This is a genomic window from Cedecea sp. Ae19-4 (assembly GCF_059801165.1).
In genome coordinates, this window is record NZ_JBCHWG010000001.1 from 1,131,488 (window position 1) to 1,152,235 (window position 20,748).

General features: G+C 57.3%; 22 protein-coding genes. 16 read left to right on the plus strand and 6 right to left on the minus strand.

The window, feature by feature from the left end:
• Window positions 1-22: 22 nt before the first annotated feature.
• Window positions 23-1,651, minus strand: coding sequence for a phosphoethanolamine transferase EptA (eptA, locus tag AAIE02_RS05450; protein ID WP_498532122.1), 1,629 nt, complete (start codon window positions 1,649-1,651; stop codon window positions 23-25).
• A gap of 167 nt (window positions 1,652-1,818) precedes the next feature.
• Between eptA and AAIE02_RS05455 the strand changes: the two genes are divergently transcribed.
• A complete protein-coding gene (locus AAIE02_RS05455; protein WP_008456463.1) occupies window positions 1,819-2,058 on the plus strand; it encodes a DUF1289 domain-containing protein in 240 nt (79 codons plus the stop codon).
• A 57-nt stretch (window positions 2,059-2,115) separates the two neighbouring features.
• A complete protein-coding gene (locus AAIE02_RS05460; RefSeq protein WP_008456461.1) occupies window positions 2,116-3,012 on the plus strand; it encodes an aldo/keto reductase in 897 nt (298 codons plus the stop codon).
• A gap of 3 nt (window positions 3,013-3,015) precedes the next feature.
• Here AAIE02_RS05460 and AAIE02_RS05465 read toward each other — a convergent pair whose 3' ends face one another.
• The 3 genes from AAIE02_RS05465 to AAIE02_RS05475 are packed head-to-tail and all read right to left on the minus strand — an operon-like array spanning window position 3,016 to window position 6,135.
• Window positions 3,016-5,037, minus strand: coding sequence for an FUSC family protein (locus AAIE02_RS05465; protein WP_008456459.1), 2,022 nt, complete (start codon window positions 5,035-5,037; stop codon window positions 3,016-3,018).
• Window positions 5,037-5,894 (minus strand): efflux RND transporter periplasmic adaptor subunit, encoded by an 858-nt coding sequence (locus AAIE02_RS05470; RefSeq protein ID WP_166874735.1) that lies wholly within the window; start codon window positions 5,892-5,894, stop codon window positions 5,037-5,039. Before AAIE02_RS05470 ends, AAIE02_RS05465 begins: the two co-directional genes overlap by 1 nt.
• Before the next feature lie 4 nt (window positions 5,895-5,898).
• On the minus strand, window positions 5,899-6,135 hold the full coding sequence (locus tag AAIE02_RS05475; protein WP_008456455.1) for a DUF1656 domain-containing protein: 237 nt from the start codon (window positions 6,133-6,135) through the stop codon (window positions 5,899-5,901).
• A gap of 176 nt (window positions 6,136-6,311) precedes the next feature.
• Here AAIE02_RS05475 and slyA point away from each other — a divergent pair, with 176 nt between their 5' ends.
• The 9 genes from slyA (at window position 6,312) to AAIE02_RS05520 (ending at window position 14,519) form a co-directional block, all read left to right on the plus strand.
• Window positions 6,312-6,758: a transcriptional regulator SlyA gene (gene slyA, locus AAIE02_RS05480; RefSeq protein WP_034808293.1), complete on the plus strand. Its 447-nt coding sequence runs from the start codon at window positions 6,312-6,314 to the stop codon at window positions 6,756-6,758.
• 219 nt (window positions 6,759-6,977) lie between these two features.
• Window positions 6,978-7,979 carry an MsnO8 family LLM class oxidoreductase gene (locus AAIE02_RS05485; RefSeq protein WP_166994127.1) on the plus strand — a complete coding sequence of 334 codons (1,002 nt, stop codon included), beginning with the start codon at window positions 6,978-6,980 and terminating at the stop codon, window positions 7,977-7,979.
• Entirely contained in the window at window positions 7,976-9,097 is a 1,122-nt protein-coding gene (locus tag AAIE02_RS05490; RefSeq protein ID WP_498532123.1) for an amidohydrolase, read from the plus strand. The genes AAIE02_RS05485 and AAIE02_RS05490 overlap by 4 nt, the downstream gene beginning before the upstream one ends.
• Before the next feature lie 47 nt (window positions 9,098-9,144).
• Window positions 9,145-10,458 (plus strand): LLM class flavin-dependent oxidoreductase, encoded by a 1,314-nt coding sequence (locus AAIE02_RS05495; protein ID WP_498532124.1) that lies wholly within the window; start codon window positions 9,145-9,147, stop codon window positions 10,456-10,458.
• 20 nt (window positions 10,459-10,478) lie between these two features.
• Window positions 10,479-11,411, plus strand: a complete 933-nt coding sequence (locus AAIE02_RS05500; RefSeq protein ID WP_166994133.1) for an ABC transporter substrate-binding protein — start codon at window positions 10,479-10,481, stop codon at window positions 11,409-11,411.
• Window positions 11,412-11,421: 10 nt separating this feature from the next.
• A complete protein-coding gene (locus AAIE02_RS05505) occupies window positions 11,422-11,931 on the plus strand; it encodes a GNAT family N-acetyltransferase (protein ID WP_166874724.1) in 510 nt (169 codons plus the stop codon).
• 9 nt (window positions 11,932-11,940) lie between these two features.
• A complete protein-coding gene (locus AAIE02_RS05510) occupies window positions 11,941-12,867 on the plus strand; it encodes an amino acid ABC transporter permease (RefSeq protein WP_498532125.1) in 927 nt (308 codons plus the stop codon).
• Window positions 12,851-13,624 (plus strand): amino acid ABC transporter ATP-binding protein, encoded by a 774-nt coding sequence (locus AAIE02_RS05515; protein WP_498532126.1) that lies wholly within the window; start codon window positions 12,851-12,853, stop codon window positions 13,622-13,624. Before AAIE02_RS05510 ends, AAIE02_RS05515 begins: the two co-directional genes overlap by 17 nt.
• Before the next feature lies 1 nt (window position 13,625).
• Window positions 13,626-14,519 carry a transporter substrate-binding domain-containing protein gene (locus tag AAIE02_RS05520; protein WP_166994139.1) on the plus strand — a complete coding sequence of 298 codons (894 nt, stop codon included), beginning with the start codon at window positions 13,626-13,628 and terminating at the stop codon, window positions 14,517-14,519.
• A 47-nt stretch (window positions 14,520-14,566) separates the two neighbouring features.
• Here AAIE02_RS05520 and AAIE02_RS05525 read toward each other — a convergent pair whose 3' ends face one another.
• On the minus strand, window positions 14,567-15,031 hold the full coding sequence (locus AAIE02_RS05525; protein WP_008456437.1) for an outer membrane lipoprotein: 465 nt from the start codon (window positions 15,029-15,031) through the stop codon (window positions 14,567-14,569).
• Window positions 15,032-15,322: 291 nt separating this feature from the next.
• Between AAIE02_RS05525 and anmK the strand changes: the two genes are divergently transcribed.
• From anmK to pdxY, 5 genes are all read left to right on the plus strand, one after another.
• Entirely contained in the window at window positions 15,323-16,447 is a 1,125-nt protein-coding gene (anmK, locus tag AAIE02_RS05530; RefSeq protein WP_336709520.1) for an anhydro-N-acetylmuramic acid kinase, read from the plus strand.
• Between the two features lie 91 nt (window positions 16,448-16,538).
• Window positions 16,539-16,862, plus strand: a complete 324-nt coding sequence (gene mliC / locus AAIE02_RS05535) for a C-type lysozyme inhibitor (RefSeq protein ID WP_498532127.1) — start codon at window positions 16,539-16,541, stop codon at window positions 16,860-16,862.
• 57 nt (window positions 16,863-16,919) lie between these two features.
• Complete coding sequence (gene pdxH / locus AAIE02_RS05540) at window positions 16,920-17,576, plus strand: pyridoxamine 5'-phosphate oxidase (RefSeq protein WP_008456433.1); 657 nt, start codon at window positions 16,920-16,922, stop codon at window positions 17,574-17,576.
• Window positions 17,577-17,716: 140 nt separating this feature from the next.
• On the plus strand, window positions 17,717-18,991 hold the full coding sequence (gene tyrS, locus AAIE02_RS05545; RefSeq protein WP_008456432.1) for a tyrosine--tRNA ligase: 1,275 nt from the start codon (window positions 17,717-17,719) through the stop codon (window positions 18,989-18,991).
• 78 nt (window positions 18,992-19,069) lie between these two features.
• On the plus strand, window positions 19,070-19,930 hold the full coding sequence (gene pdxY / locus AAIE02_RS05550; protein ID WP_008456431.1) for a pyridoxal kinase PdxY: 861 nt from the start codon (window positions 19,070-19,072) through the stop codon (window positions 19,928-19,930).
• A gap of 171 nt (window positions 19,931-20,101) precedes the next feature.
• On the opposite strand, the gene gstA is transcribed toward pdxY, so the two are convergent.
• Window positions 20,102-20,704: a glutathione transferase GstA gene (gene gstA, locus AAIE02_RS05555; protein ID WP_166874700.1), complete on the minus strand. Its 603-nt coding sequence runs from the start codon at window positions 20,702-20,704 to the stop codon at window positions 20,102-20,104.
• Window positions 20,705-20,748 lie beyond the last annotated feature (44 nt).

Below are 20,748 nucleotides of genomic sequence, written 5' to 3' on the forward strand. Positions count from 1 at the left end.
CTTTTTTGTGACCACCATCCCATTAGCGCCTGCGGCAGTCGGCAAGAATATCCGTATCTTTTTGATAAACCGAGGTATGAATATTCATCATACCGAGTAGGGTTGAGAACAAATTGTCCTGGGACACGGCGTCGCTGGCGGCCTTATTGGCCAGGCACTCGCTGTCCAGCGCAAAGCTTCGCTGGTAATCCTGTGACAGCCAGAACAGCAGCGGGATATGTGTCTGCTGCGAAGGCGCGAGCATATACGGCGTACCGTGCAGGTAAATCCCGCTTTCCCCGAGAGATTCCCCGTGATCGGCCAGGTAAACCAGCGCCGTATTCAGTTTATCCTGATGCTGTTTCAGCTTGTCGATAGTGCGGCTCAGCACGTCGTCGGTGTGCAGGATAGTATTGTCGTAGGTGTTAATCAGCGCCTGGCGGTCGCAGTCCTGAATTTGATTACTGTCGCAGGTGGGGGTGACGCGGCGAAAGCTGGTCGGATAGCGCTGGTAATAAGCCGGCCCGTGGCTGCCCATCAGATGCAGCACCAGGACGGTATCCCGCTGCAGGCCGTCGAGAACATTGTCCAGGCGGTGGAGCAGCACATCGTCAAAGCAGGCGCCGTCTTTGCAGTAAACGTCCAGCTTCCACTGGGTCATATCCGTATGCGGAACACGGTCGCAGGCGCCTTTGCAGCCGCCGTCGTTATCCCGCCACAGCACGTTCACGCCGCCGTGGGCTAATACGTCCAGCAGGCCTTCCTGGTGCCGGGCGAGATCCGCATCGTAGGTTTTACGCGGCATCACTGAGAACATACAGGGCACAGAAACCGCGGTTTCCGTCCCGCAGGACGAGGCATTCTGGAAGTAAATCACGCCCTGTTTTTTGAGCTGAGGATTGGTCTCACGCTCATAGCCGCCCAGCGAATAGTTCTCGGCTCTTGAGGCTTCACCGACGACCAACACCACCAGCGTTTTCTTCGGCTGCTGTTTAATCAGCGGGCCTCTTTGCGCGTCTTCGCCAATTTTAATCAGCGTCTGATCCCCGGCAAACCAGCGTTCTTTGCTGTAGCGGCTAATGGCACTGATGTAGTTTGCGGGCGTGACCATTTTCACCACGCTTTTATTGTTCCGGAACAGCGAAGCGTAGTCTTTGTAAAACACGGCGGCGATGAGGATTATCACCAGCAGTCCGGCGAGAATGCCGACCAGGCGAGTCAGCACGGTATGCCACCAGCGCGCCGGCTGAACCTTCACCAGGGAAAGCAACAGGGCGGGGATAATACCCAGCAAGGCCAGCCAGCTGACCAGCTGCGGCGTAACCAGCGCGGTGGCTTCCTGGGAATCTGTTTCAAACACGTTGACCATCATGTTTTTATCAATGACGGCGCCGTAGGTGAACATAAAATAGTTGCTGGCAGCGCAGCCGATGACCAGCAGCACCAGCACGGGTTTGCGCAGCCAGGGCAGGTTCACCACGCTGAAAATCATTAGCCAGCCGCAGAACAGTACCACCGGCACCGAAGCGGCAAACAGCCAGCTATGGAGCGAGTCCGGGGCAATTAGCTGCCAGCTGCGGTGGATAAAAAGAGAATTGATCAGCGTAAAGAAAAATGCGCAGCACAGGTTAAACTGCGCATCGTTACACTGTAACTTTTTTAAAAGGTTCATATAAGCCGTGAATACAAAACTGAATATGCGCTATCCTGGAGAGAGAAGATTAGTTGAACCTTAATTTTCAGCCGCTTTCAGTCGAGAGGCGATTTTTTAGCCGCCCCGCTTGCATCCGGGGCAGACTCAGGCTTCAATTGATGCAAAGTCGTTAATGAGGCGGGTTAGTGTCTGAGCAGCTAGAGTTCTTCCCCATTCAAAGCCCCTGCCGCGGGATCTGCCAGTCGGATGAACGCGGCTTTTGCCGTGGCTGTATGCGCAGCCGGGACGAGCGTTTCCAGTGGCAGCAAATGAGCGACGCCCAAAAGCAGGACGTGCTGCGCCTCTGCCGCCAGCGCTTATTGCGCAAGTTACGAGCAAACAAGCCAAATTCTCCTGAAGAACCTGAGCAGCCCTCACTGTTTTAATCATTCACCGCCGTTATACTCGGGGAAGATTTTTTCCTTTTTTGAGGTGATTTTTTTATGGTACAGCGTATTACGATTGCCCCGCAGGGCCCGGAGTTTTCACGCCTGGTGATGGGCTACTGGCGTTTGATGGAATGGAACATGTCCCCGCGCGAGCTGGCGAGCTTTATTGAAGAGCACGTTGAGATGGGGATCACCACGGCGGATCACGCCGATATTTACGGCGGGTATGCTTGTGAAGCGGCCTTTGGCGAAGCGATGCGTCTGGTGCCACATCTGCGCGGTAAAATGGAGATTGTCACCAAGTGCGGTATCGCCACCACCGCGAAGCCAGAAAATGCTCTTGGCCACTACATTACCGATCGCGATTACATCATCAGCAGTGCAGAAAGCTCGCTGAAAAAACTGGCCACCGACTATCTGGATTTGCTGCTGATCCACCGCCCGGACCCGCTGATGGACGCCGACGAAGTGGCGGAAGCCTTCACCGCGCTGCATCACAGCGGCAAGGTGCGCCATTTCGGCGTGTCTAACTTTACCCCGGCGCAATTCTCCCTGCTGCAGTCTCGCCTGCCGTTCACCCTGGCAACAAACCAGGTTGAGCTTTCACCGGTGCACCAGCCGTTGCTGCTGGACGGCACGCTCGACCAGCTCCAGCAGCTGCGCATTCGTCCGATGGCGTGGTCCTGCCTTGGGGGCGGCCGTCTGTTTAACGACGATGAATTCCAGCCGCTGCGCGCCGAACTGCAGAAAGTGGCGGAAGAACTTGGGGCCGACACCATCGAACAGGTGGTTTATGCCTGGGTGATGCGCCTGCCATCTTCCCCGCTGCCGATCATCGGGTCTGGCAAAATCGAACGTGTGCGCTCTGCCATTCACTCTCTGTCTCTGGAGATGACTCGCCAGCAGTGGTTCCGCATTCGTAAGGCCGCGCTCGGCTACGACGTGCCTTGATCGTTACTGACCGCCTGCCAGAGTTCCGGCAGGCGGTGCCTGTTCCAGCTGGGACAGCGAGCAGTAAAGCCGCCAGATAATGCCCGCCAGTTCCCGCGCCGCCGGGTCGTGATGATGCGACAGCGTGTCGCACATTCTTTGCAGTTCTTTCAGTGATTCCGCCAGCGGCCTTTGCAGTACACCCCGTTCACTCATCACATCCCGCAGGGTGTGCAGGCAAACGTCCCTGACCATCGACAGCGGGTCGGAGCGTGTTTCCCAGCCGCGCAGCTGCCAGACTACGTGCGAGCAGTTGAGCAGCACCACGCCCCAGCGCAGAAGCCAGCGGCGGGCCGCCTCTTCTTTGCTACTGCTAAGCTGGCTGATGTGGTGGTACACCAGCGATTCAAACTGGCTCTCGCTGTGCTGCGGTTTGCGGCTGAGCTGGTCGATAAACCCGCGCCGAAGCGCCCGGATATGGCGGCGGCTCCTGCGGGTGTCGGAGCTGGGGCGCAGTACCGAAAAAGCCAGCCATGAAATGCCCACGCCGAGGACTTTGGCGAGGTTGTCATTCATAAACCCGGCAAAGTCGTACACCGGCGGGTTGCTGACCGACAGAAACGATCCCATAAAGACAATGAGCTGCCCCCAAAGCGCGGCGCGCTTTGCCTGCTGGAGTTTCAGTAACTGCATGGTGAGCAGCAGCGGCAGCAGGAAAATAAGGAACTGCCACAGCTGGGTGACCTGAATCATCAGGCCAAATTTCACCAGGAAACTGAACAGCGACAGCCAAAGCAGCGTCCGCATCAGCAGCGTGAGCGAGCCGAGCGGCGAGGCGACTGAAGAGTAGAGCACACAGCTAATGGCGGCGAGGGACAGCGCGCCGCCGCCGGACTCCCACTGGGTACCGATACACCAGGCGCCGGTCAGGACGATCGTTGCAAAAGTGCGCACGGCACTCCACAGCGCTTCGGCATTGTCGGTATGGCGCGCCAGCGGCGGGGCTTCGGGCGGCGTAATTACTGATACCGGCGTGGCGTTTTCCAGCTCTCTTAGCCAGCGGCTGCTGTTGAGATAGAGCCAGCAGAAATAGCGCAGGCGGTGCCAGAATGCTTGATGGCGATAATCGTCCTGAGAATGAGGGGCGATGTGTTGCAGCAGCCGGGCAACGGTGTATTTATCGGCGTTGGGCTTGGCCAGCTCCCGCAGCAGGCTGTCCAGCACCGACCAGATATTGGCGGGTGCCTCCGGCCAGTTGAGCAGCATCCGACGCAGGCTGGATATCACGCTGGTCAGGCGCAATTGCTGGTGAAGCAGGTAGTTCAGCAGGTTGTTCTGGCGGCGGAAGCGATAGTGGCTCCAGAAAGCCTGAATGCGCAGCAGATTCATGGTCAGGATCTGGCCGATAATCCCTTCATGCGCGGTGCGAATGGCGTCGGTGGTTTCCGGCTGCCAGAGCAGGCTGGCGTGTTCGAGCAGCCGGGCGTGCATGTTTTTCAGGGCGCTAACCAGAGCGCTGCCGTCCGAGGTGCTGGGCAGCACCATCATCATAAAGCCGCCGCACAATATCCCGACCACCACCTCGCACACGCGGGCCTGGGCGATATCCCACAGCTCCGTTGATTCCACGGTATTGATCATCGGGAAGGCAATAATGGCGGCAGTGTACCCGGCGAGCATGAAGGCGTAGGCCACGTTATTCTGAAAATGGCTGGAGGCCCAGGTACAAAGCGCCAGCCAGCTTGCCATGGCGAAGGTGAACAGCCAGGGATCGTTCAGCGCGTTGCCGGCAATCATTAACGAGGCTGCCGCGCCGATAAAACTGCCCGCAATCCGCCCCAGACTTTTGCTTATCACGCCGCCAACGGTGGGGAAGCTCACCACGGCGGCGGAGGTCATCGCCCAATAAGGCTCATCCAGATTCAGGCCGTAGGCAATGGCCAGCGCCATGCCCATGGCAATAGCGTTACGCAGCGCATAGCGCCATTGCCCGCCGGTGGCTTTTCCCCACGGCGTGTTATGCCACGCCAGAAAACTGAGATTCATCAGGGCTGAACGCTAACGGTGCAGGTGGTGCCTGACACCAGCGTCACGCCATCAGGAATGGCATCCAGGCTAATGCGCACCGGCACGCGCTGCGCAAGGCGAACCCACGGCACGTTCGGCTTAATGTCCGGGACCAGGTCGCTGTCGCTTTCGATGCTTTGGTCGTAGATCGCGCGGCCAATACTTTCTACTTTGCCGCTCAGCTTTTGGTTGCCGTTGTACAGCACGATCTGCACGGCATTACCCGGCTGAATGCGGCGCAGCTTGGTCTCTTCGAAATAGCCCACCACGTAAAACGAGTGGCTGTCCACCAGCGCGAAGACCGGCTTGCCTTCGCTGGCGTAGTTCCCGACGCGGGAGGTCAGGTTGGTGACCCAGCCGTCTACCGGGGCAGTGACTGTGGTTTGCGAAAGCTGCCACTGCGCCTGCTCCAGCGTGGCCTGGGCGACTTTCACTGCCGCCTGCATCGCTTTAACGTTAATGTTGGCGGTGTCCATGTCTTCGGCAGAAATATAGTTGCGCGGCAGATTCTGGCGGCGATTCGCCTCGTTGCTGGCTTTGGCCAGATCGGACTGGGCCTTCGCCAGCTGCGCCTCGGCGTTTAGCACCGCAATGTGGTAAGGCGTGGCGTCGAGGGTGAACAACGGAGTGCCTTTACTCACAAACTGGTTGTCTTTCACGTTCAGGGTCACGATGGTGCCGGACACCTGCGGCGTGATGCTCACCTGTTCGGCGCGTACTTTGCCGTCCCGCGTCCAGGGCGACTGCATGTAATAGTTCCATAACAGCCAGCCTGCCAGCAGCGCGGCGGCAAAAACGATGAGGGTGGAAAAATATTTTATTGTTTTGATATTCATTGCGTTACCACATCACCAAAAGAGCCATGCCGGCGCTGACGGACAGCGCGAAAAGGGATAAGTCCATTAACGTGGGATGCCAGATTTCGCCGGAATAAATCCAGTCGCGCAGCAAACGGTGGACGATCAGCCAGATAAAAAAGCCGACAAACACGGCCTTAAACAGCGGAGGGAAGTAGACCGATGCCCCGACCACAAGATCCTGAAGCGGGAAACCGGACGGGCTAAAAGTGAGACTCACGTAGTGATAATCCTTTAAAAAACGGGGGTGGCTGCCGTTTCCCCTCACTTAGATGTAGAATAAAAGTATAGCTGGTTGCATAACTTCAGTGAAAGTAAGGGATTTGTTTTTAACAATTAATGCCTGCACAATAGTCTAAAATCAGTATAATAAGTTAGCAAGCTAATTATAAGGAGATGAAATTGGAATCGCCATCGCCATTAGGTTCGGATCTGGCCCGCCTGGTACGCATCTGGCGTGCGCTGATTGACCATCGCCTGAAACCTCTGGAATTGACACAGACACACTGGGTAACGCTGCATAATATTCATCAGCTGCCGCCAGATCAGTCACAGATTCAGTTGGCTAAAGCGATCGGCATTGAGCAGCCATCACTGGTTCGTACGCTCGATCAACTCGAAGAGAAAGGGTTAATCTCACGCAAAACCTGTGCAAACGACCGCCGGGCAAAACGGATTAAATTGACCGAGCAGGCCGCGCCTATCATTGAAAAGATGGAAGGCGTAATAAACGAAACGCGGGGAGAAATCCTGTCGGGTATTACTCGCGAAGAGCAGGCGCTGTTAAGCAGCCTGATTAATCGGCTTGAGCAAAATATTATTGAACTGCAGGCCCGGGATTAATCTCCCTGGTTGAACCCAAGCCTCGCTGCTTATCCAGCGGGGCTTTTTTTTACCTGACGATGCCTTACCCGCAAAAATATTCGCCCGGTAGCAAAGAGTTGGGCAGGCGTGTGAGTTTGTTTATCTCTATTTCAGAAGTCTAAATGTAAATTAATTGTTTCTCACCGCCGTCTCCCGCTTTTAATAATGCAGGCATGTTTTTAACAATGAGCCTGCATTATGTCTTATCGCATCAGTATCCTGGATAAAAGCCCGCTTGCGCCCAACGACAGCGCGACGGATGCCCTGGCCCGTACGCTGCATCTCGCGCAGCAGGCAGAGACCTGGGGTTATCACCGCTTTTGGCTGGCCGAGCACCACAACACGCCCCAGCTTGCCAGCCCTTCGCCGGAAGTGCTGATTGCCTGGATTGCCGGGCAGACGCGCCGCATTCGCGTGGGCTCCGGCGGCGTGATGCTTCAGCATTACAGCCCTTACAAAGTGGCCGAAAACTTCAATCTGCTGTCGTCCCTTGCGCCTGGCCGCATCGATCTCGGCGTCGGTAAAGCGCCGGGGGGCTTGCCGCTCTCGACGCAGGCGCTGCAGCACGGGCAATCGCCGTCGATAAAAGGCAGCTTTGATGAACAGCTCACGCAGCTCGACGACTGGCTCTCGCGACGTGAACCCGCGACGGACGAAAGCGTTCGCGCCACGCCGCTACCGGCCCAGCGCCCGGAAGGTTTTTTATTAGGCGCCAGCCTGCAAAGCGCCAGGCTGGCGGCCAGCCTGGACTGGAACTTTGTTTTTGCCGCCCATTTAAACGGCGATAAAACACTGCTGCGCGACGTAGTGACTGACTGGAAAAAGAACAGCCGCCGCGACGTGCTGGTGGCCGTACAGGCTATCGTGGCACGGGATGCAGGCCGCGCGGAAGAGCTTGCCCGACAGGTGGAAATCTGGGGCGTGGAACTTGAAAACGGCCAGCGCGTGAGCGTGGCAAGCGAAGAGCAGGCCCACAGCTTTGCCCGCCAGTCCGGCAGCACGCTGCGAAGCCTGACGCGCCGTGAACCTTCGCTGTTCAAAGGCACGCCTGAAGCGGTGCGGGAAGCGCTGCAGGCGCTGCACGAAGAGTACGGCATTGATGAATTTATTATTGATACGCCGGTGGCAGAAGGAGCAGAACGTCTGGCTTCGCTGCAGCTGCTGGCCGAGGCCCATGCGGCTGCGGAGGTGGCTGTATGACGTTTGCTCAGCAACTGATCGACTGGCGTCGCGAGCTGCACCGGTTCCCGGAATTATCCCTTGAAGAAGTGGCAACCACCTCGCGCATCCGCGACTGGCTGCAAAGCGCGGGTATCCGCCTGCTGCCGTATTCGCTACACACCGGCGTAGTGGCGGAAATTGGCGAAGGCGAGAACGCGATTGCGCTGCGGGCTGATATCGACGCGCTGCCCATTGAAGAAGCCAGCGGCGTGGCCTTTAGTTCGCAGAATCCGGGTGTAATGCACGCCTGCGGGCATGACGTTCACAGCAGCGTGATGCTGGGCGCGGCGCTGTTGCTTAAACAGAACGAAGCGCAGCTTAACGGCCGGGTTCGCATCCTGTTTCAGCCCGCAGAGGAGCGTTTTGGTGGGGCCAGCACGCTGGTCAAGGCCGGCGTGCTGGAGGAGATCTCCGCCATTTTTGGCATGCACAATGAGCCAGGCCTGCCTGTCGGGGCGTTTGCCACACGCGGCGGCCCGTTCTATGCCAACGTTGACCGGCTGGTCATTCATGTGCGGGGCAAAGGCGCGCATGCGGCGCGCCCGCATGAAGGCAAAGACGCGATATTGCTTGCCAGCCAATTAGTTACCCTGCTGCAAAGTATCACCAGCCGGGAGGTCAACACGCTGGATTCAGCCGTATTGAGCATTACCCGTATTGCGGGCGGTAACACCTGGAACGTGCTGCCGGAAAGCGTTGAGCTGGAAGGCACGCTGCGCACCCACAGCGCCAGCGTGCGAGAGGCGGTTAAAGCTCGCGTTATTGAGATTGCGGCCGGTCTTGCCAGCGCCTTTGGGGCGGAAATCGACGTCACCTGGCATTTGGGGCCTGACGCGCTGGTTAACGATGAGCGCTGGGCAGCCTTTGCCAGCGAAGTTGCCGCCGCGGAAGGTTACGCCACGCATCATGCCGATCTGCATCTGGGCGGCGAGGATTTTGCGGTTTATCTCCAGCACATTCCCGGCGCGTTTGTCAGCATCGGCAGCGACAGCCGCTATGGGCTTCATCATCCGGCCTTCGATCCCGATGAAAGACTGATTGAACCCGCAGCGCGTTATTTCGCCCGGTTAGCCCAATCGGCGCTACAACAACTTTAACTCTAATCAGCGACGGCGGATTTTAACGTTCCGCATAAGGATAAGGCATGTCTGCAACACGACAATTAAGACTGGGTACGATATTACATGGCGCGTCGGGAAATATGTCGGCCTGGCGCCATCCTGCTGCGGTAGCCGATGCCAGTATTAATTTTGAGTTCGTCAAACAAACGGCATTCAAGGCGGAAGAGGGGAAGCTGGATTTTATCTTTGTGGCCGACGGACTTTATATTAACGAAAAATCTATCCCGCACTTTTTAAATCGCTTTGAGCCGCTGACGGTATTATCTGCCCTGGCGAGCGTGACGAAGCATTTGGGCCTGGTGGGGACATTGTCGACGTCGTACAGCGACCCTTTTACCACGGCGCGCCAGTTTGCGAGTCTCGATCATCTGAGCAACGGCCGCGCCGGCTGGAACGTGGTCACGTCTCCGCTGGAAGGATCGGCTAAAAACTTCTCCAGACCCCAGCATCCTGAACACGCGCTGCGCTATCGCATCGCCGATGAATACCTGGACGTTGTAAAAGGGCTCTGGGACTCATGGGAAGAAGATGCTTTTGTGCGCAATAAAGAAAGCGGGCAGTTCTTCGCCCCTGAAAAGCTGCACGCGCTCGATCATCAGGGGGATTTCTTCCAGGTCGCGGGGCCGCTGAACATTGGCCGCACGCCGCAGGGCAGACCAATTTTGTTCCAGGCCGGCGCCTCGGAAGACGGCAAAAAGCTGGCGGCAAAACATGCCGATGCCATTTTTACTCACCATGAATCGCTCGATGAGGCAAAAGCCTTTTACCGGGATGTGAAAAACCAGCTGGAAGGGCAAGGCCGTGGGGCTGACTCGCTGCACATCTTCCAGGGCGTGAGCGTCATCGTTGGCACGGATGCCGAAGACGCTGAACGGCAGTACCAAACCACCGCCGCGCTGGTCTCCGTCAGCGATGCCCTGAATTACCTGGGCCGCTATTTCGAACACCATGACTTTAGCCAGTACCCGCTGGATGAGCCTTTTCCCGATATCGGCGATCTGGGCCAGAACAGCTTCCGCAGCACCACCGATGAGATCAAACGCAACGCCCGGGAGCGCGGGTTAACCCTGCGCCAGGTCGCGCTTGAAGCCGCCAGCCCAAGGCCGCGTTTTTCCGGTTCGCCGGAACAGGTGGCGGACGGCCTGCAACAGTGGTTTGACGAGCGAGCGGCAGACGGATTCATCATTCAGGGCGGCACCCCGGACACCTTCCCGCGTTTTGTGGAGCAGGTTGTGCCGGTCCTTCAGGCACGCAGCCTGTTCCGCACCGAATACCCCGGCATCACGCTGCGCGAAAGCTTTGACCTTGCGCAACCCGAAAATCGCTACGGCAAATAAAACAAATAAAGAGAAAAACGATGCAAAAAACATCCCTGCTGCTGGCGATTGCGCTGGCGTGGACGCCGCTTACTTGGGCGAACGACGTGACCATCAACGGCACCGGCGTCAGCCTGGAAGCCAACAAAGCGCCGATCAATACCGCTAAAAATCCGCAGGCCATCGCGCAGCTGCCTAAAGATTATCGATTTGCCGTTCCCGGTAAATTTACCGTGGCAGTGGCGGCGCTCAATTCGCCGCCGCTGACGGTTTTTTCTGATGACAATAAAACCCTGCTAGGCAGCGAAGTCGACATTGCCCGCCTGGTTGCCGACAGCCTTGGGCTGGAGCTGAACGTGGTCCCGACCTCCTGGGAGGACTGGCCGCTCGGCGTAGCTTCCGGGAAATATGATGCCGCGATCAGCAATATTACCGTCACCAAAGATCGCAAAGAGAAGTTCGATTTTGCCACCTACCGCAAAGACTCGCTGGGCTTTTATGTGAAGTCCAGCAGCCCGATTAAATCGCTCACCCACGCGGAAGATATCGCCGGGTTGCGCATCGTCGTTGGGTCCGGCACCAATCAGGAAGCGATCCTGCTGGCGTGGAATGCGGAAAACGAGAAAAAAGGGCTGAAGCCGTTTACGCCGGTGTACACCAAAGACGATGCCGCGCTCACGCTGGCGCTGCAGTCCGGGCGAGCCGATGCCTGGTTTGGGCCTAATGTCACCGGGGCATGGAAAGCGGCGCTGACCGGTAAAACAAAGCTGGTGGGCAGCGTGGACGGCGGCTGGCCAAAAGCGGCACACATTGCGGTGACGCTGAAAAAAGGCAGTGGCCTGGTGGAACCGGTGCAGACGGCGCTCAACGGCGCGATTCAACAGGGCGACTACGACAAAGTTTTAAAGCGCTGGGGCGAAGGCGTGGAGCGTATTCCAGCCTCGGAAGTTAACCCCGCCGGTTTGGGCGATTGAGGAGGCGTATATGAGCGAATATTTTCGCGTTTTGTCCCCGGAAGCGCCAGAGCTGCAGCCGATCATTAGCGGCCTGTTTGGCGAGTATGCCGCCCGCTACGGGGATTTTTTCTCCCGTGATGCCGAAGTGGAGCTGACCGAATGGTATCTGCCGCCGCAGGGTATTTTTATCGTACTGGAGCGTGAGGGCGAAATTATTGCCACCGGGGCCTACAAGCCCTACGACCAGCAAACCGCCGAGATCAAACGTATCTGGACGAAAAGTACGCTGCGCAAGCAGGGTCTGGCCGGACGAGTGGTTCGCGAACTGGAGCGCCTGGCCCTTCAGGCTGGCTACAGCCGCATCTATCTCACCACCGGCTTTCGTCAACCGGAGGCCGTCAGGCTTTATCTGAGCGAGGGCTACGATCCGCAGTTCAGCCTGGAAGTTGACCCCGAAACGTTCAGCCTGCCGCCCTACGACGGGCGGCTACGGTTCACCAAAATCTTAGCGCTGGAAAGCCTGAGTAAAACGGCCTGAGGAGTGACGATGAAAACGTCTGAAACCATTAAAGTGGTGCCCGCGCGTTACCCGCTGCGCACCGTGGGGGCAGTGGTTGCTCTGTTTGTGCTGGCGGTGGTGGTGCAATCCGTCGCGTTTAACCCTCGCTGGGAATGGGGCGTTTTTGCCCACTGGTTTTTTGATCCGGTCATTCTGGAGGGATTGGGGCAAACGCTGTTGTTAACGCTGCTGGGCACGGCGCTGAGCGTGGTGCTCGGGGGCTTACTCGCGCTGGCAAGGCTCTCTTCTTCCTGGCTGTTGAGCAGCCTGGCCTGGAGTTACATCTGGCTGTTTCGCTCCCTGCCGCTGATTGTCGTGCTGATCGTGCTCTACAACTTCTCCTACCTGTACGACACGCTGTCGATTGGGGTGCCTTTCACCAGTATCGTCTGGGGCAGCTACGACACGATTAACGTGCTGGGGCAGTTTTCGACGGCAGTAGTGGGGCTGACGCTGGTACAGAGCGCCTACACCGCAGAGATTGTTCGAGGTGGTTTTCTGGGGGTGGATCACGGGCAATACGAAGCCGCCGCAGCTTTAGGCCTGCCCGCGTGGCGGCGCACCGTGCGGATTATTTTGCCGCAGGCGCTGCGCACGATCCTGCCCGCCGGGTTCAACGAAATCATCAGCCTCGCTAAGGGCACGGCGATGGTTTACGTGCTGGCGATGCCGGAGCTGTTTTACACCATTCAGATGATCTACAACCGCACGCAGCAGGTGATCCCGCTGCTGATGGTGGCGGCCGTCTGGTATCTGGTGATCACCAGCGTACTGTCGGTGATTCAGTACCTGGTTGAACGCTCGCTGGCCCGCAGCGAACGCCGCTCCGCCATCAACCAAACGCGCACCGCCCGCAGCGCTGCGCCGTCCACAGCCCCCGTTGCCCAGGAGCCGGTCCATGCCAACCTCTCATAACGGCCATATTTCCATTACCGGCGTCAGCAAATATTTCGGTCGTCATAAGGCGCTGGATGATGTCTCTCTTGAGATCCCGCCAGGCACGGTGACGGTGATCCTCGGGCCATCGGGCTCCGGTAAATCTACGCTGTTGCGCGCCATCAACCACCTTGAGCGGGTGGACGAAGGTTACATCCAGATTGACGGCGATTACATTGGCTACCGCCTGAAAGGGGACAAACTGTACGAGCTGAAAGAAAAGGAGATCCTGCGCCAGCGGGCCAACGTGGGCTATGTCTTTCAGAACTTCAATCTGTTTCCCCACATGACGGTGCTGGAAAACCTGATTGAAGCACCGGTGGCTCATAAACAGCTGAGCCGCAAAGAGGCGATTGAGCGTGCGTATGATCTGCTGGACATCGTCGGGCTGCGCAATAAAGCCGATGCCTGGTCGCGGCACTTATCCGGCGGGCAGCAGCAGCGTATTGCCATTGCCCGCGCGCTGGCGCTGAGCCCACGGGTGATGCTGTTTGATGAGCCAACGTCAGCGCTTGACCCTGAGCTGGTCGGCGAAGTGCTGGACGTAATTAAAAGACTGGCCCGTTCGGGCACGACGCTTGTAGTCGTCACGCATGAAATCGGCTTTGCACGGGAAGTGGCCGATCAGGTGGTGTTTATGGTCGACGGCAAAATTGTCGAGCAGGGAAGCAGCGACGAAGTGCTGAATCGCCCGCAGCACCCGCGCACCCGTCAATTTTTATCGAAGGTGCTGTGAGATGAAATATGGCTTTATCGCGCTGTTGATCTCTTTTTCCGCTTTGTCCGCGCAGACGAATATTGACCTTGTTGCCAATGAAAAGCCTTTGAGCGTGGCGCGGGATGAAAAGGCGATTGCCAAAATCCCCGCAGGCTACAGGTTTGTCGAGCCCGGTACATTAACGGTGGCGATCTCCGCGCTTAACTCTCCGCCGCTGGCGCTGCTGGCCAGCGATAACCGCACGCGCATAGGCAGCGACCCGGACATAGCACGCCTGCTGGCCGGTAGCCTTGGCCTGAAACTGAAACTGGTGCCGACCGCGTGGGAAGACTGGCCGCTGGGCATCACCTCCGGGCGCTATGATGTGGCGCTGGTAAACATTGCCGTGACGGAGCAGCGGAAAGAGAAATTTGATTTTGCCACCTATCGCGTGGACTCGCTCTCTTTTGCGGTGAAGGCCAGCAGCCCGATTCAGTCTATCGCTAAGGCAGAAGATCTCGCCGGGCGGAAGGTTATCGTCGGGTCAGGCACAAATCAGGAGCGTATTTTGCTAGGCTGGAATGCAGAAAACGAAGGTGCCGGGCGCGAGCCCGCCTTGCCTGTGTATGTGACCGACGATGCCTCCGCCAACCTTTATATTCAGTCTGGCCGGGCCGACGTGTTCTTTGGGCCGCAATCAATCACCGCCTATAAAGCCGCGTTAACCGGCACTACGCGTGTGGTTGGGCTGGGGCCGAAAAAGGCCTATGTGGCGACGACAACGAAAAAGGGCAACGGGCTGGTGTACGCGCTGCAGGCGGCGCTGGATGGCGCTATTCAGCGGGGAGAGTATCAGCAGGTGCTTGCGCGGTGGGGGGAGCAGGGGGAAGAAGTTGCCCAGTCGGAGGTGAATCCGCCCGGCATTACTTACTAACAGAAAAGGCCCGCTATGCGGGCCTTAATTCATTTGGCGATGTTGTCTTAGCGAGGAGCAACGGTGATGTTGTTGCCGCTGCCGGAGATGGCTACACGCTGGCCAACGGAGTAACGGGTGTCACCCTGTTTCTGCACGGCGATGATGGTCTGCCCGTCATCTTTACGGATTTCCAGCTCAACGCCTTTGCTGTTGCCCATTGCGCCGCCGACGGCATCACCCGCCAGGCCACCGGCTACGGCGCCGCCTGCGGTGGCCAGAGTACGTCCGGTGCCGCCGCCGACGGTGTTACCCAACAGGCCACCCAGTACCGCACCGCCGATAGCCCCGATAGTGCTATTGCTGTCGCTGCCTTTGATGGTCACCGCGCGAACGTGGGTAATGGTCCCGTAGGTCACGGTTCTTACCTGTTTAGCTTCAGACGCGTTGTACACATCGCCGGACAGCCCTTCGTTGGCGCAGCCAGCAAGGGTGAAAGCAACCAGTGAAACTGCCAAAATACGTGAAATCATTTGTACCTCTCCTGTGAACCATCAACGCTCGGTGAGCATCCGTTATGACTAAATTATATGGCAATTCCTGGCCATAGTTCATGTTTGTTCTACAACAATCCTGTAAAAATAGTAAATCAAATGTCTTTAACAACAATTAAACCGCCGCGCTGTGCGAGTTTGGCTTAAATGCCGTACTGCTTTCTGCCGCGACTGACACAGATTATTAATTAATATTATTAATAAATCATAATATTGCGTGCTAGTTTAACCACATTAATTTACCGCCCCGGCGAGAATAAGGAGTGACGGATGAAGTCAGGTCGTTATATAGGCGTGATGTCAGGCACCAGTCTGGATGGTATCGATGTGGTGCTGGCTGCTATCGACGAACATCTGGTCGTTCAGCAGGCGAGCTACAGCCACCCGATGCCGCTGGCCATCAAAAACGCGGTTCTTGCCGTTTGCCAGGGGCAGCAACTCACGCTGTCCCAGCTAGGCCAGTTGGACAACCGGCTGGGTAAATTGTTCGCCGAGGCGGTGCAAATCCTTATTAAGCGCGAAGGGCTGCGGCCTGAAGACGTCACGGCCATTGGCTGCCACGGGCAAACGGTGTGGCATGAGCCGCAGGGCGAGGCCGCCCACACTATGCAAATTGGCGACAACAACCATATTGCCGCGCTGACCGGTATTACCGTCGTCGGTGATTTTCGCCGCCGCGATATGGCGCTTGGCGGGCAGGGCGCGCCGCTGGTGCCGGCGTTTCACCAGGCGTTGCTCGCTCATCCGGTTGAGCGCCGAATGGTGCTCAACATCGGCGGCATTGCCAACCTCTCTTTGCTGATCCCAGACCAGCCGGTCAGAGGCTACGACACCGGGCCCGGTAATATGCTGATGGATGCGTGGATCTGGCGGCAGCGTGGAAAAGGCTATGATAAAGACGCCGAATGGGCGAGCCAGGGCAAAGTCGTTCTTCCTTTGTTGCAGCAAATGCTGAGCGATCCTTACTTCGCCTCACCTGCGCCCAAAAGTACGGGCCGCGAATACTTTAACTATGGCTGGCTTGAGCGCCAGCTTGCGATGTTCCCGGCGCTTGCCGGAGAAGATGTGCAGGCCACGCTGACTGAGCTGACGGCGACGACTATCGCCGAGCAGGTACTCCTGAGCGGCGGCTGTGAACGTCTCATGGTGTGCGGCGGGGGCAGCCGTAACCCGCTTCTGATGGCGCGCCTCGCTGCGCTGCTGCCGGGTACGGAAGTGACGACGACCGATGAAGCCGGGATAAGCGGGGACGATATGGAAGCGCTGGCGTTTGCCTGGCTGGCCTACCGAACAATGTCCGGCCTGCCGGGCAACCTGCCTTCGGTAACCGGTGCCTCTGAGCCGACCATCCTCGGTGCCATTTATCCTGCTAATCCGCGTCATAATAAGAGTTAACTGAAATTATCTTCATCCCGCAGCCGCTAAACTGCTAGCGTTAAGGAGGGCGCATGCCCTCCAGGGATAACAAGATCTTCAGGATACTCAGATGAAAAAACTGCTCGTTGCCACCTTGCCAATGCTGCTCGCCGGCTGTAGTTACTACAACGCTTTTCTCGAAAAAATGCATACCGATACGCTGGCGTATCAGTGCGATGAAAAACCGCTCACCGTGAAGCTGAATAACGACAAACAGCAGGTTAGCTTTGTCTACGATAACCAGATGCTGACCCTGACGCAGGGGCTTTCCGCGTCCGGCGCACGTTATACCGACGGCGTGTACGTCTTTTGGTCGAAGGGCGACAGCGCAACCGTCTATCGCAAAGACACAATCGTGCTGAATAATTGCCAGCTACAGACGGCCAAACGTTGAGATTTCTCAGGGTGGAGAGCACAATAGCTCCACCCGAGGATAGCCTGATGTAACGCCATGTCTGATAACGACTCTTTGCAACAGATTGCGCATTTGCGCCGCGAATACACCAAAGGTGGCCTGCGCCGCCACGATCTCACCGACACCCCGCTGCCGCTTTTTGAACGCTGGCTGGCTCAGGCCTGCGAAGCCAAACTTGCCGACCCGACCGCCATGGTCGTGGCCACGGTTGACGAAAACGGCCAGCCGTATCAACGCATCGTCCTGCTAAAGCATTTTGATGAAAAAGGGCTGGTGTTTTACACTAACCTGGGCTCCCGCAAGGCGCACCACATCGAACACAACCCCCGCGTTAGCCTGCATTTCCCGTGGCATATGCTGGAGCGCCAGGTGATGGTGCAGGGCACCGCCGAGCGGTTATCCACCCTCGAAGTGTTGAAATACTTCCACAGCCGCCCGAAGGACAGCCAGATAGGCGCCTGGGTATCGAAGCAATCGAGCCGCATATCCGCGCGCGGCGTGCTGGAAAGCAAATTCCTCGAGCTGAAACAGAAGTTTCAGCAGGGGGAAGTGCCGCTGCCGAGTTTTTGGGGCGGCTACCGCGTCAGCATCGACCAGATGGAGTTCTGGCAGGGGGGCGAACACCGTCTGCACGATCGCTTCCTCTACCAGCGCGACGGAACTGCCTGGAAAATAGACCGCCTCGCGCCGTAAAGTCAGGATTTTCACCTTAAGCGCTGGTGCTAACTGCGCCAGCCCTTTATTCTATGTCCCCTAAAAAATGAATTCTTTCGCCAGTGGGCGAAAAGCCGTGTACCGGCAAAGGTGCAGTCGTATTAGAGATGGAGAATTTGATGTCGAACATCAATTTGATCAAACAATTGCAAGAGCGGGGCCTGGTGGCCCAGGTGACGGATGAGGATGCGTTAGCAGAGCGACTGGCGCAAGGGCCAATTGCACTCTATTGCGGCTTCGATCCGACCGCCGACAGCTTGCATTTGGGCCATCTGGTTCCACTGCTGTGCCTGAAACGCTTTCAGGAAGCAGGCCATAAGCCGGTTGCCCTCGTGGGCGGCGCCACCGGTCTTATCGGCGACCCAAGCTTCAAAGCCGTTGAGCGTAAGCTGAACACCGAAGATACCGTGCAGGAGTGGGTGGAAAAAATCCGCCGTCAGGTTGCGCCGTTCCTCGACTTTAACTGCGGGGATAATTCTGCCGTCGCCGCAAACAACTACGACTGGTTCGGCAGCATGAACGTGCTGACCTTCCTGCGTGATATCGGCAAGCACTTCTCTGTTAACCAGATGATTAACAAAGAAGCGGTAAAACAGCGTCTGAACCGCGACGACGTGGGGATCTCCTTCACCGAGTTCTCTTACAACCTGCTGCAGGGTTACGACTTCGCCTGCCTGAACAAACTGCACGGCGTGGTGCTGCAGATTGGCGGTTCTGACCAGTGGGGCAACATCACCTCCGGTATCGATCTGACCCGCCGTCTGCATCAGCAGCAGGCTTTCGGCCTGACCGTGCCGCTGATCACTAAATCCGACGGCACCAAATTCGGTAAAACCGAAGGCGGCGCGGTCTGGCTTGATCCGAAGAAAACCAGCCCGTACAAGTTCTACCAGTTCTGGATCAACACCGCGGATGCCGATGTGTATCGCTTCCTGAAGTTCTTCACCTTTATGGACATTGCAGAGATCAATGCCCTGGAAGAAGAAGACAAAAACAGCGGGGCTGCACCTCGCGCCCAGTACGTGCTGGCCGAGCAGGTCACCCGTCTGGTGCACGGTGAAGAAGGTCTGACCGCGGCCAAGCGCATTACTGCCAGCCTGTTTAACGGCAACCTGAGTGAACTGAGCGAAGCCGACTTTGAGCAGCTGGCTCAGGACGGCGTGCCGATGGTCGAAATGGATCGCGGTGCCGACCTGCAACAGGCGTTGGTGGATTCCGAGCTGCAGCCATCCCGTGGCCAGGCGCGTAAAACCATCTCGCAGAACGCAATCACCATCAACGGTGAAAAACAGTCTGACCCGGAATACTCCTTCACCGAAGGCGACATCCTGTTTAACCGTTACACCCTGCTGCGCCGCGGTAAAAAGAACTACTGCCTCGTCTGCTGGAAATAAGTTATCGGAATAGAAAAGCACGGCTTATGCCGTGCTTTTTTTTAGCAAGCACAACACCTGGCGATACCTGAGTCGAAAATGAAAAACATTCTTGCCATCCAGTCCCACGTGGTATTTGGTCACGCCGGTAACAGCGCCGCCGAATTCCCGATGCGCCGCCTGGGCGCCAACGTCTGGCCGTTGAACACGGTGCAGTTCTCCAACCACACGCAATACGGGCAATGGACCGGCACGGTGATGCCCGCCAGCCACCTGAGCGAGATTGTGCAGGGGATTGCGAATATCGGCCAACTGGAGCGCTGTGATGCGGTTCTTAGCGGATATCTGGGCTCGGCTGAGCAGGGCGAACATATTCTTTCCATTGTGCGTCAGGTAAAAGCGGCTAACCCGAAGGCAAAATACTTCTGTGACCCGGTGATGGGTCACCCGGAGAAAGGCTGTATCGTGGCGCCTGGCGTGGCGGAATACCACACGCGCTACGCCATGCCTGCCAGCGATATCATCGCGCCGAACCTGATTGAGCTGGAAATTCTCAGCGGCCACAGCGTAAACAACGTGGACGAAGCCGTGGCGACGGCCCGGGAGCTGATTGCTCAAGGGCCGGAAATTGTGCTGGTGAAGCACCTGGCGCGCGCAGGCTACCAGCAGGATCGTTTTGAAATGCTGCTGGTGACGGCGGACGAAGCCTGGCACATCCATCGCCCGCTGGTGGATTTTGGCGAGCGCCAGCCGGTTGGCGTGGGTGACGTGACCAGCGGCCTGCTGCTGGTTAAGCTGCTGCAGGGGGCAACGCTGCGTGAAGCGCTGGAGCACGTTACGGCGGCGGTGTACGACATTATGGTCGTCACCAAACGCATGGCCGAGTACGAACTGCAGCTGGTCGCGGCTCAGGACGGGATTGCCAAACCCGAACACTATTTCACCGCGGTGAAGCTCTGAAATAAAAAACGCCCTCATTTGAGGGCGTTTAGTTTCTGACAAAGAGGAAAAAAACGTGGTTTTTCCCTCTTTGTAGTTATCAGCCGAAAATCAATGAATTGATTTTCCTATTCTTTTACCGAACTGACTGGTATCACTTCTCTCGCCGACGTTTTGCTATCCAGACCTGATTTAAATCCCTTCGGCGGTCAGCGCCGCAGACACAGCCGGGCGCGCCTTCATGCGCTCAACGTAGGCTTCGATGTTTGTCAGCCCGGCCAGATCCAGCTTCAGGCCATAGGCCCAGCGCAGCACGGTAAACAGGTAGGCGTCCACCACGGTGAAGCGGGTCCCCATCAGCCACTGCTTATCCTGCAGCGACTCGTTCACATAGTGGAATTTCTTCTCCATCTGCTTGCGAACCACGGCCTTGAACTCTTCAGGGGTTGCCGGGTTGAACAGCGGAGAAAAGCCTTTATGCAGCTCGGTTGCCACATAGTTCAGCCACTCCAGCGTGTGGTAGCGAGTCATGCTGCCTGCTGGGGCCAGCAGATGGCGATCGGGCACTTTATCCGCCAGGTATTGCACGATAGCCACGCCCTCGGTCAGCAGAGAGCCGTCATCCAGTACCAGAGCGGGCACCTGTCCTTTGGGGTTAATGGCGAGAAAATCGTCACCGTTTTCGGTGCGCTTGGTCGCGAGGTCAACTTTCACCAGCGAAAAGTCCAGGCCAGATTCACGCAGGATAATGTGTGGGGAGAGGGAACAGGCACCGGGCTTGAAATACAGTTTCATGACGAACTCCTTTAGGGCGCTAAGATAACTTATGTTAGTGCGGA

Bases quoted from the DNA above. Each gene is read 5' to 3' on its own strand.
- pdxY (WP_008456431.1), top strand. From the start codon at position 19,070: ATGAAAAACATTCTTGCCATCCAGTCCCACGTGGTATTTGGTCACGCC.
- anmK (WP_336709520.1), top strand. From the start codon at position 15,323: ATGAAGTCAGGTCGTTATATAGGCGTGATGTCAGGCACCAGTCTGGAT.
- AAIE02_RS05500 (WP_166994133.1), top strand. From the start codon at position 10,479: ATGCAAAAAACATCCCTGCTGCTGGCGATTGCGCTGGCGTGGACGCCG.
- mliC (WP_498532127.1), top strand. From the start codon at position 16,539: ATGAAAAAACTGCTCGTTGCCACCTTGCCAATGCTGCTCGCCGGCTGT.
- tyrS (WP_008456432.1), top strand. From the start codon at position 17,717: ATGTCGAACATCAATTTGATCAAACAATTGCAAGAGCGGGGCCTGGTG.
- AAIE02_RS05520 (WP_166994139.1), top strand. From the start codon at position 13,626: ATGAAATATGGCTTTATCGCGCTGTTGATCTCTTTTTCCGCTTTGTCC.
- eptA (WP_498532122.1), bottom strand. From the start codon at position 1,651: ATGAACCTTTTAAAAAAGTTACAGTGTAACGATGCGCAGTTTAACCTG.
- AAIE02_RS05525 (WP_008456437.1), bottom strand. From the start codon at position 15,031: ATGATTTCACGTATTTTGGCAGTTTCACTGGTTGCTTTCACCCTTGCT.
- AAIE02_RS05460 (WP_008456461.1), top strand. From the start codon at position 2,116: ATGGTACAGCGTATTACGATTGCCCCGCAGGGCCCGGAGTTTTCACGC.
- AAIE02_RS05470 (WP_166874735.1), bottom strand. From the start codon at position 5,894: ATGAATATCAAAACAATAAAATATTTTTCCACCCTCATCGTTTTTGCC.
- AAIE02_RS05515 (WP_498532126.1), top strand. From the start codon at position 12,851: ATGCCAACCTCTCATAACGGCCATATTTCCATTACCGGCGTCAGCAAA.
- pdxH (WP_008456433.1), top strand. From the start codon at position 16,920: ATGTCTGATAACGACTCTTTGCAACAGATTGCGCATTTGCGCCGCGAA.
- slyA (WP_034808293.1), top strand. From the start codon at position 6,312: ATGAAATTGGAATCGCCATCGCCATTAGGTTCGGATCTGGCCCGCCTG.
- AAIE02_RS05465 (WP_008456459.1), bottom strand. From the start codon at position 5,037: ATGAATCTCAGTTTTCTGGCGTGGCATAACACGCCGTGGGGAAAAGCC.
- AAIE02_RS05505 (WP_166874724.1), top strand. From the start codon at position 11,422: ATGAGCGAATATTTTCGCGTTTTGTCCCCGGAAGCGCCAGAGCTGCAG.
- AAIE02_RS05510 (WP_498532125.1), top strand. From the start codon at position 11,941: ATGAAAACGTCTGAAACCATTAAAGTGGTGCCCGCGCGTTACCCGCTG.
- AAIE02_RS05485 (WP_166994127.1), top strand. From the start codon at position 6,978: ATGTCTTATCGCATCAGTATCCTGGATAAAAGCCCGCTTGCGCCCAAC.
- gstA (WP_166874700.1), bottom strand. From the start codon at position 20,704: ATGAAACTGTATTTCAAGCCCGGTGCCTGTTCCCTCTCCCCACACATT.
- AAIE02_RS05495 (WP_498532124.1), top strand. From the start codon at position 9,145: ATGTCTGCAACACGACAATTAAGACTGGGTACGATATTACATGGCGCG.
- AAIE02_RS05490 (WP_498532123.1), top strand. From the start codon at position 7,976: ATGACGTTTGCTCAGCAACTGATCGACTGGCGTCGCGAGCTGCACCGG.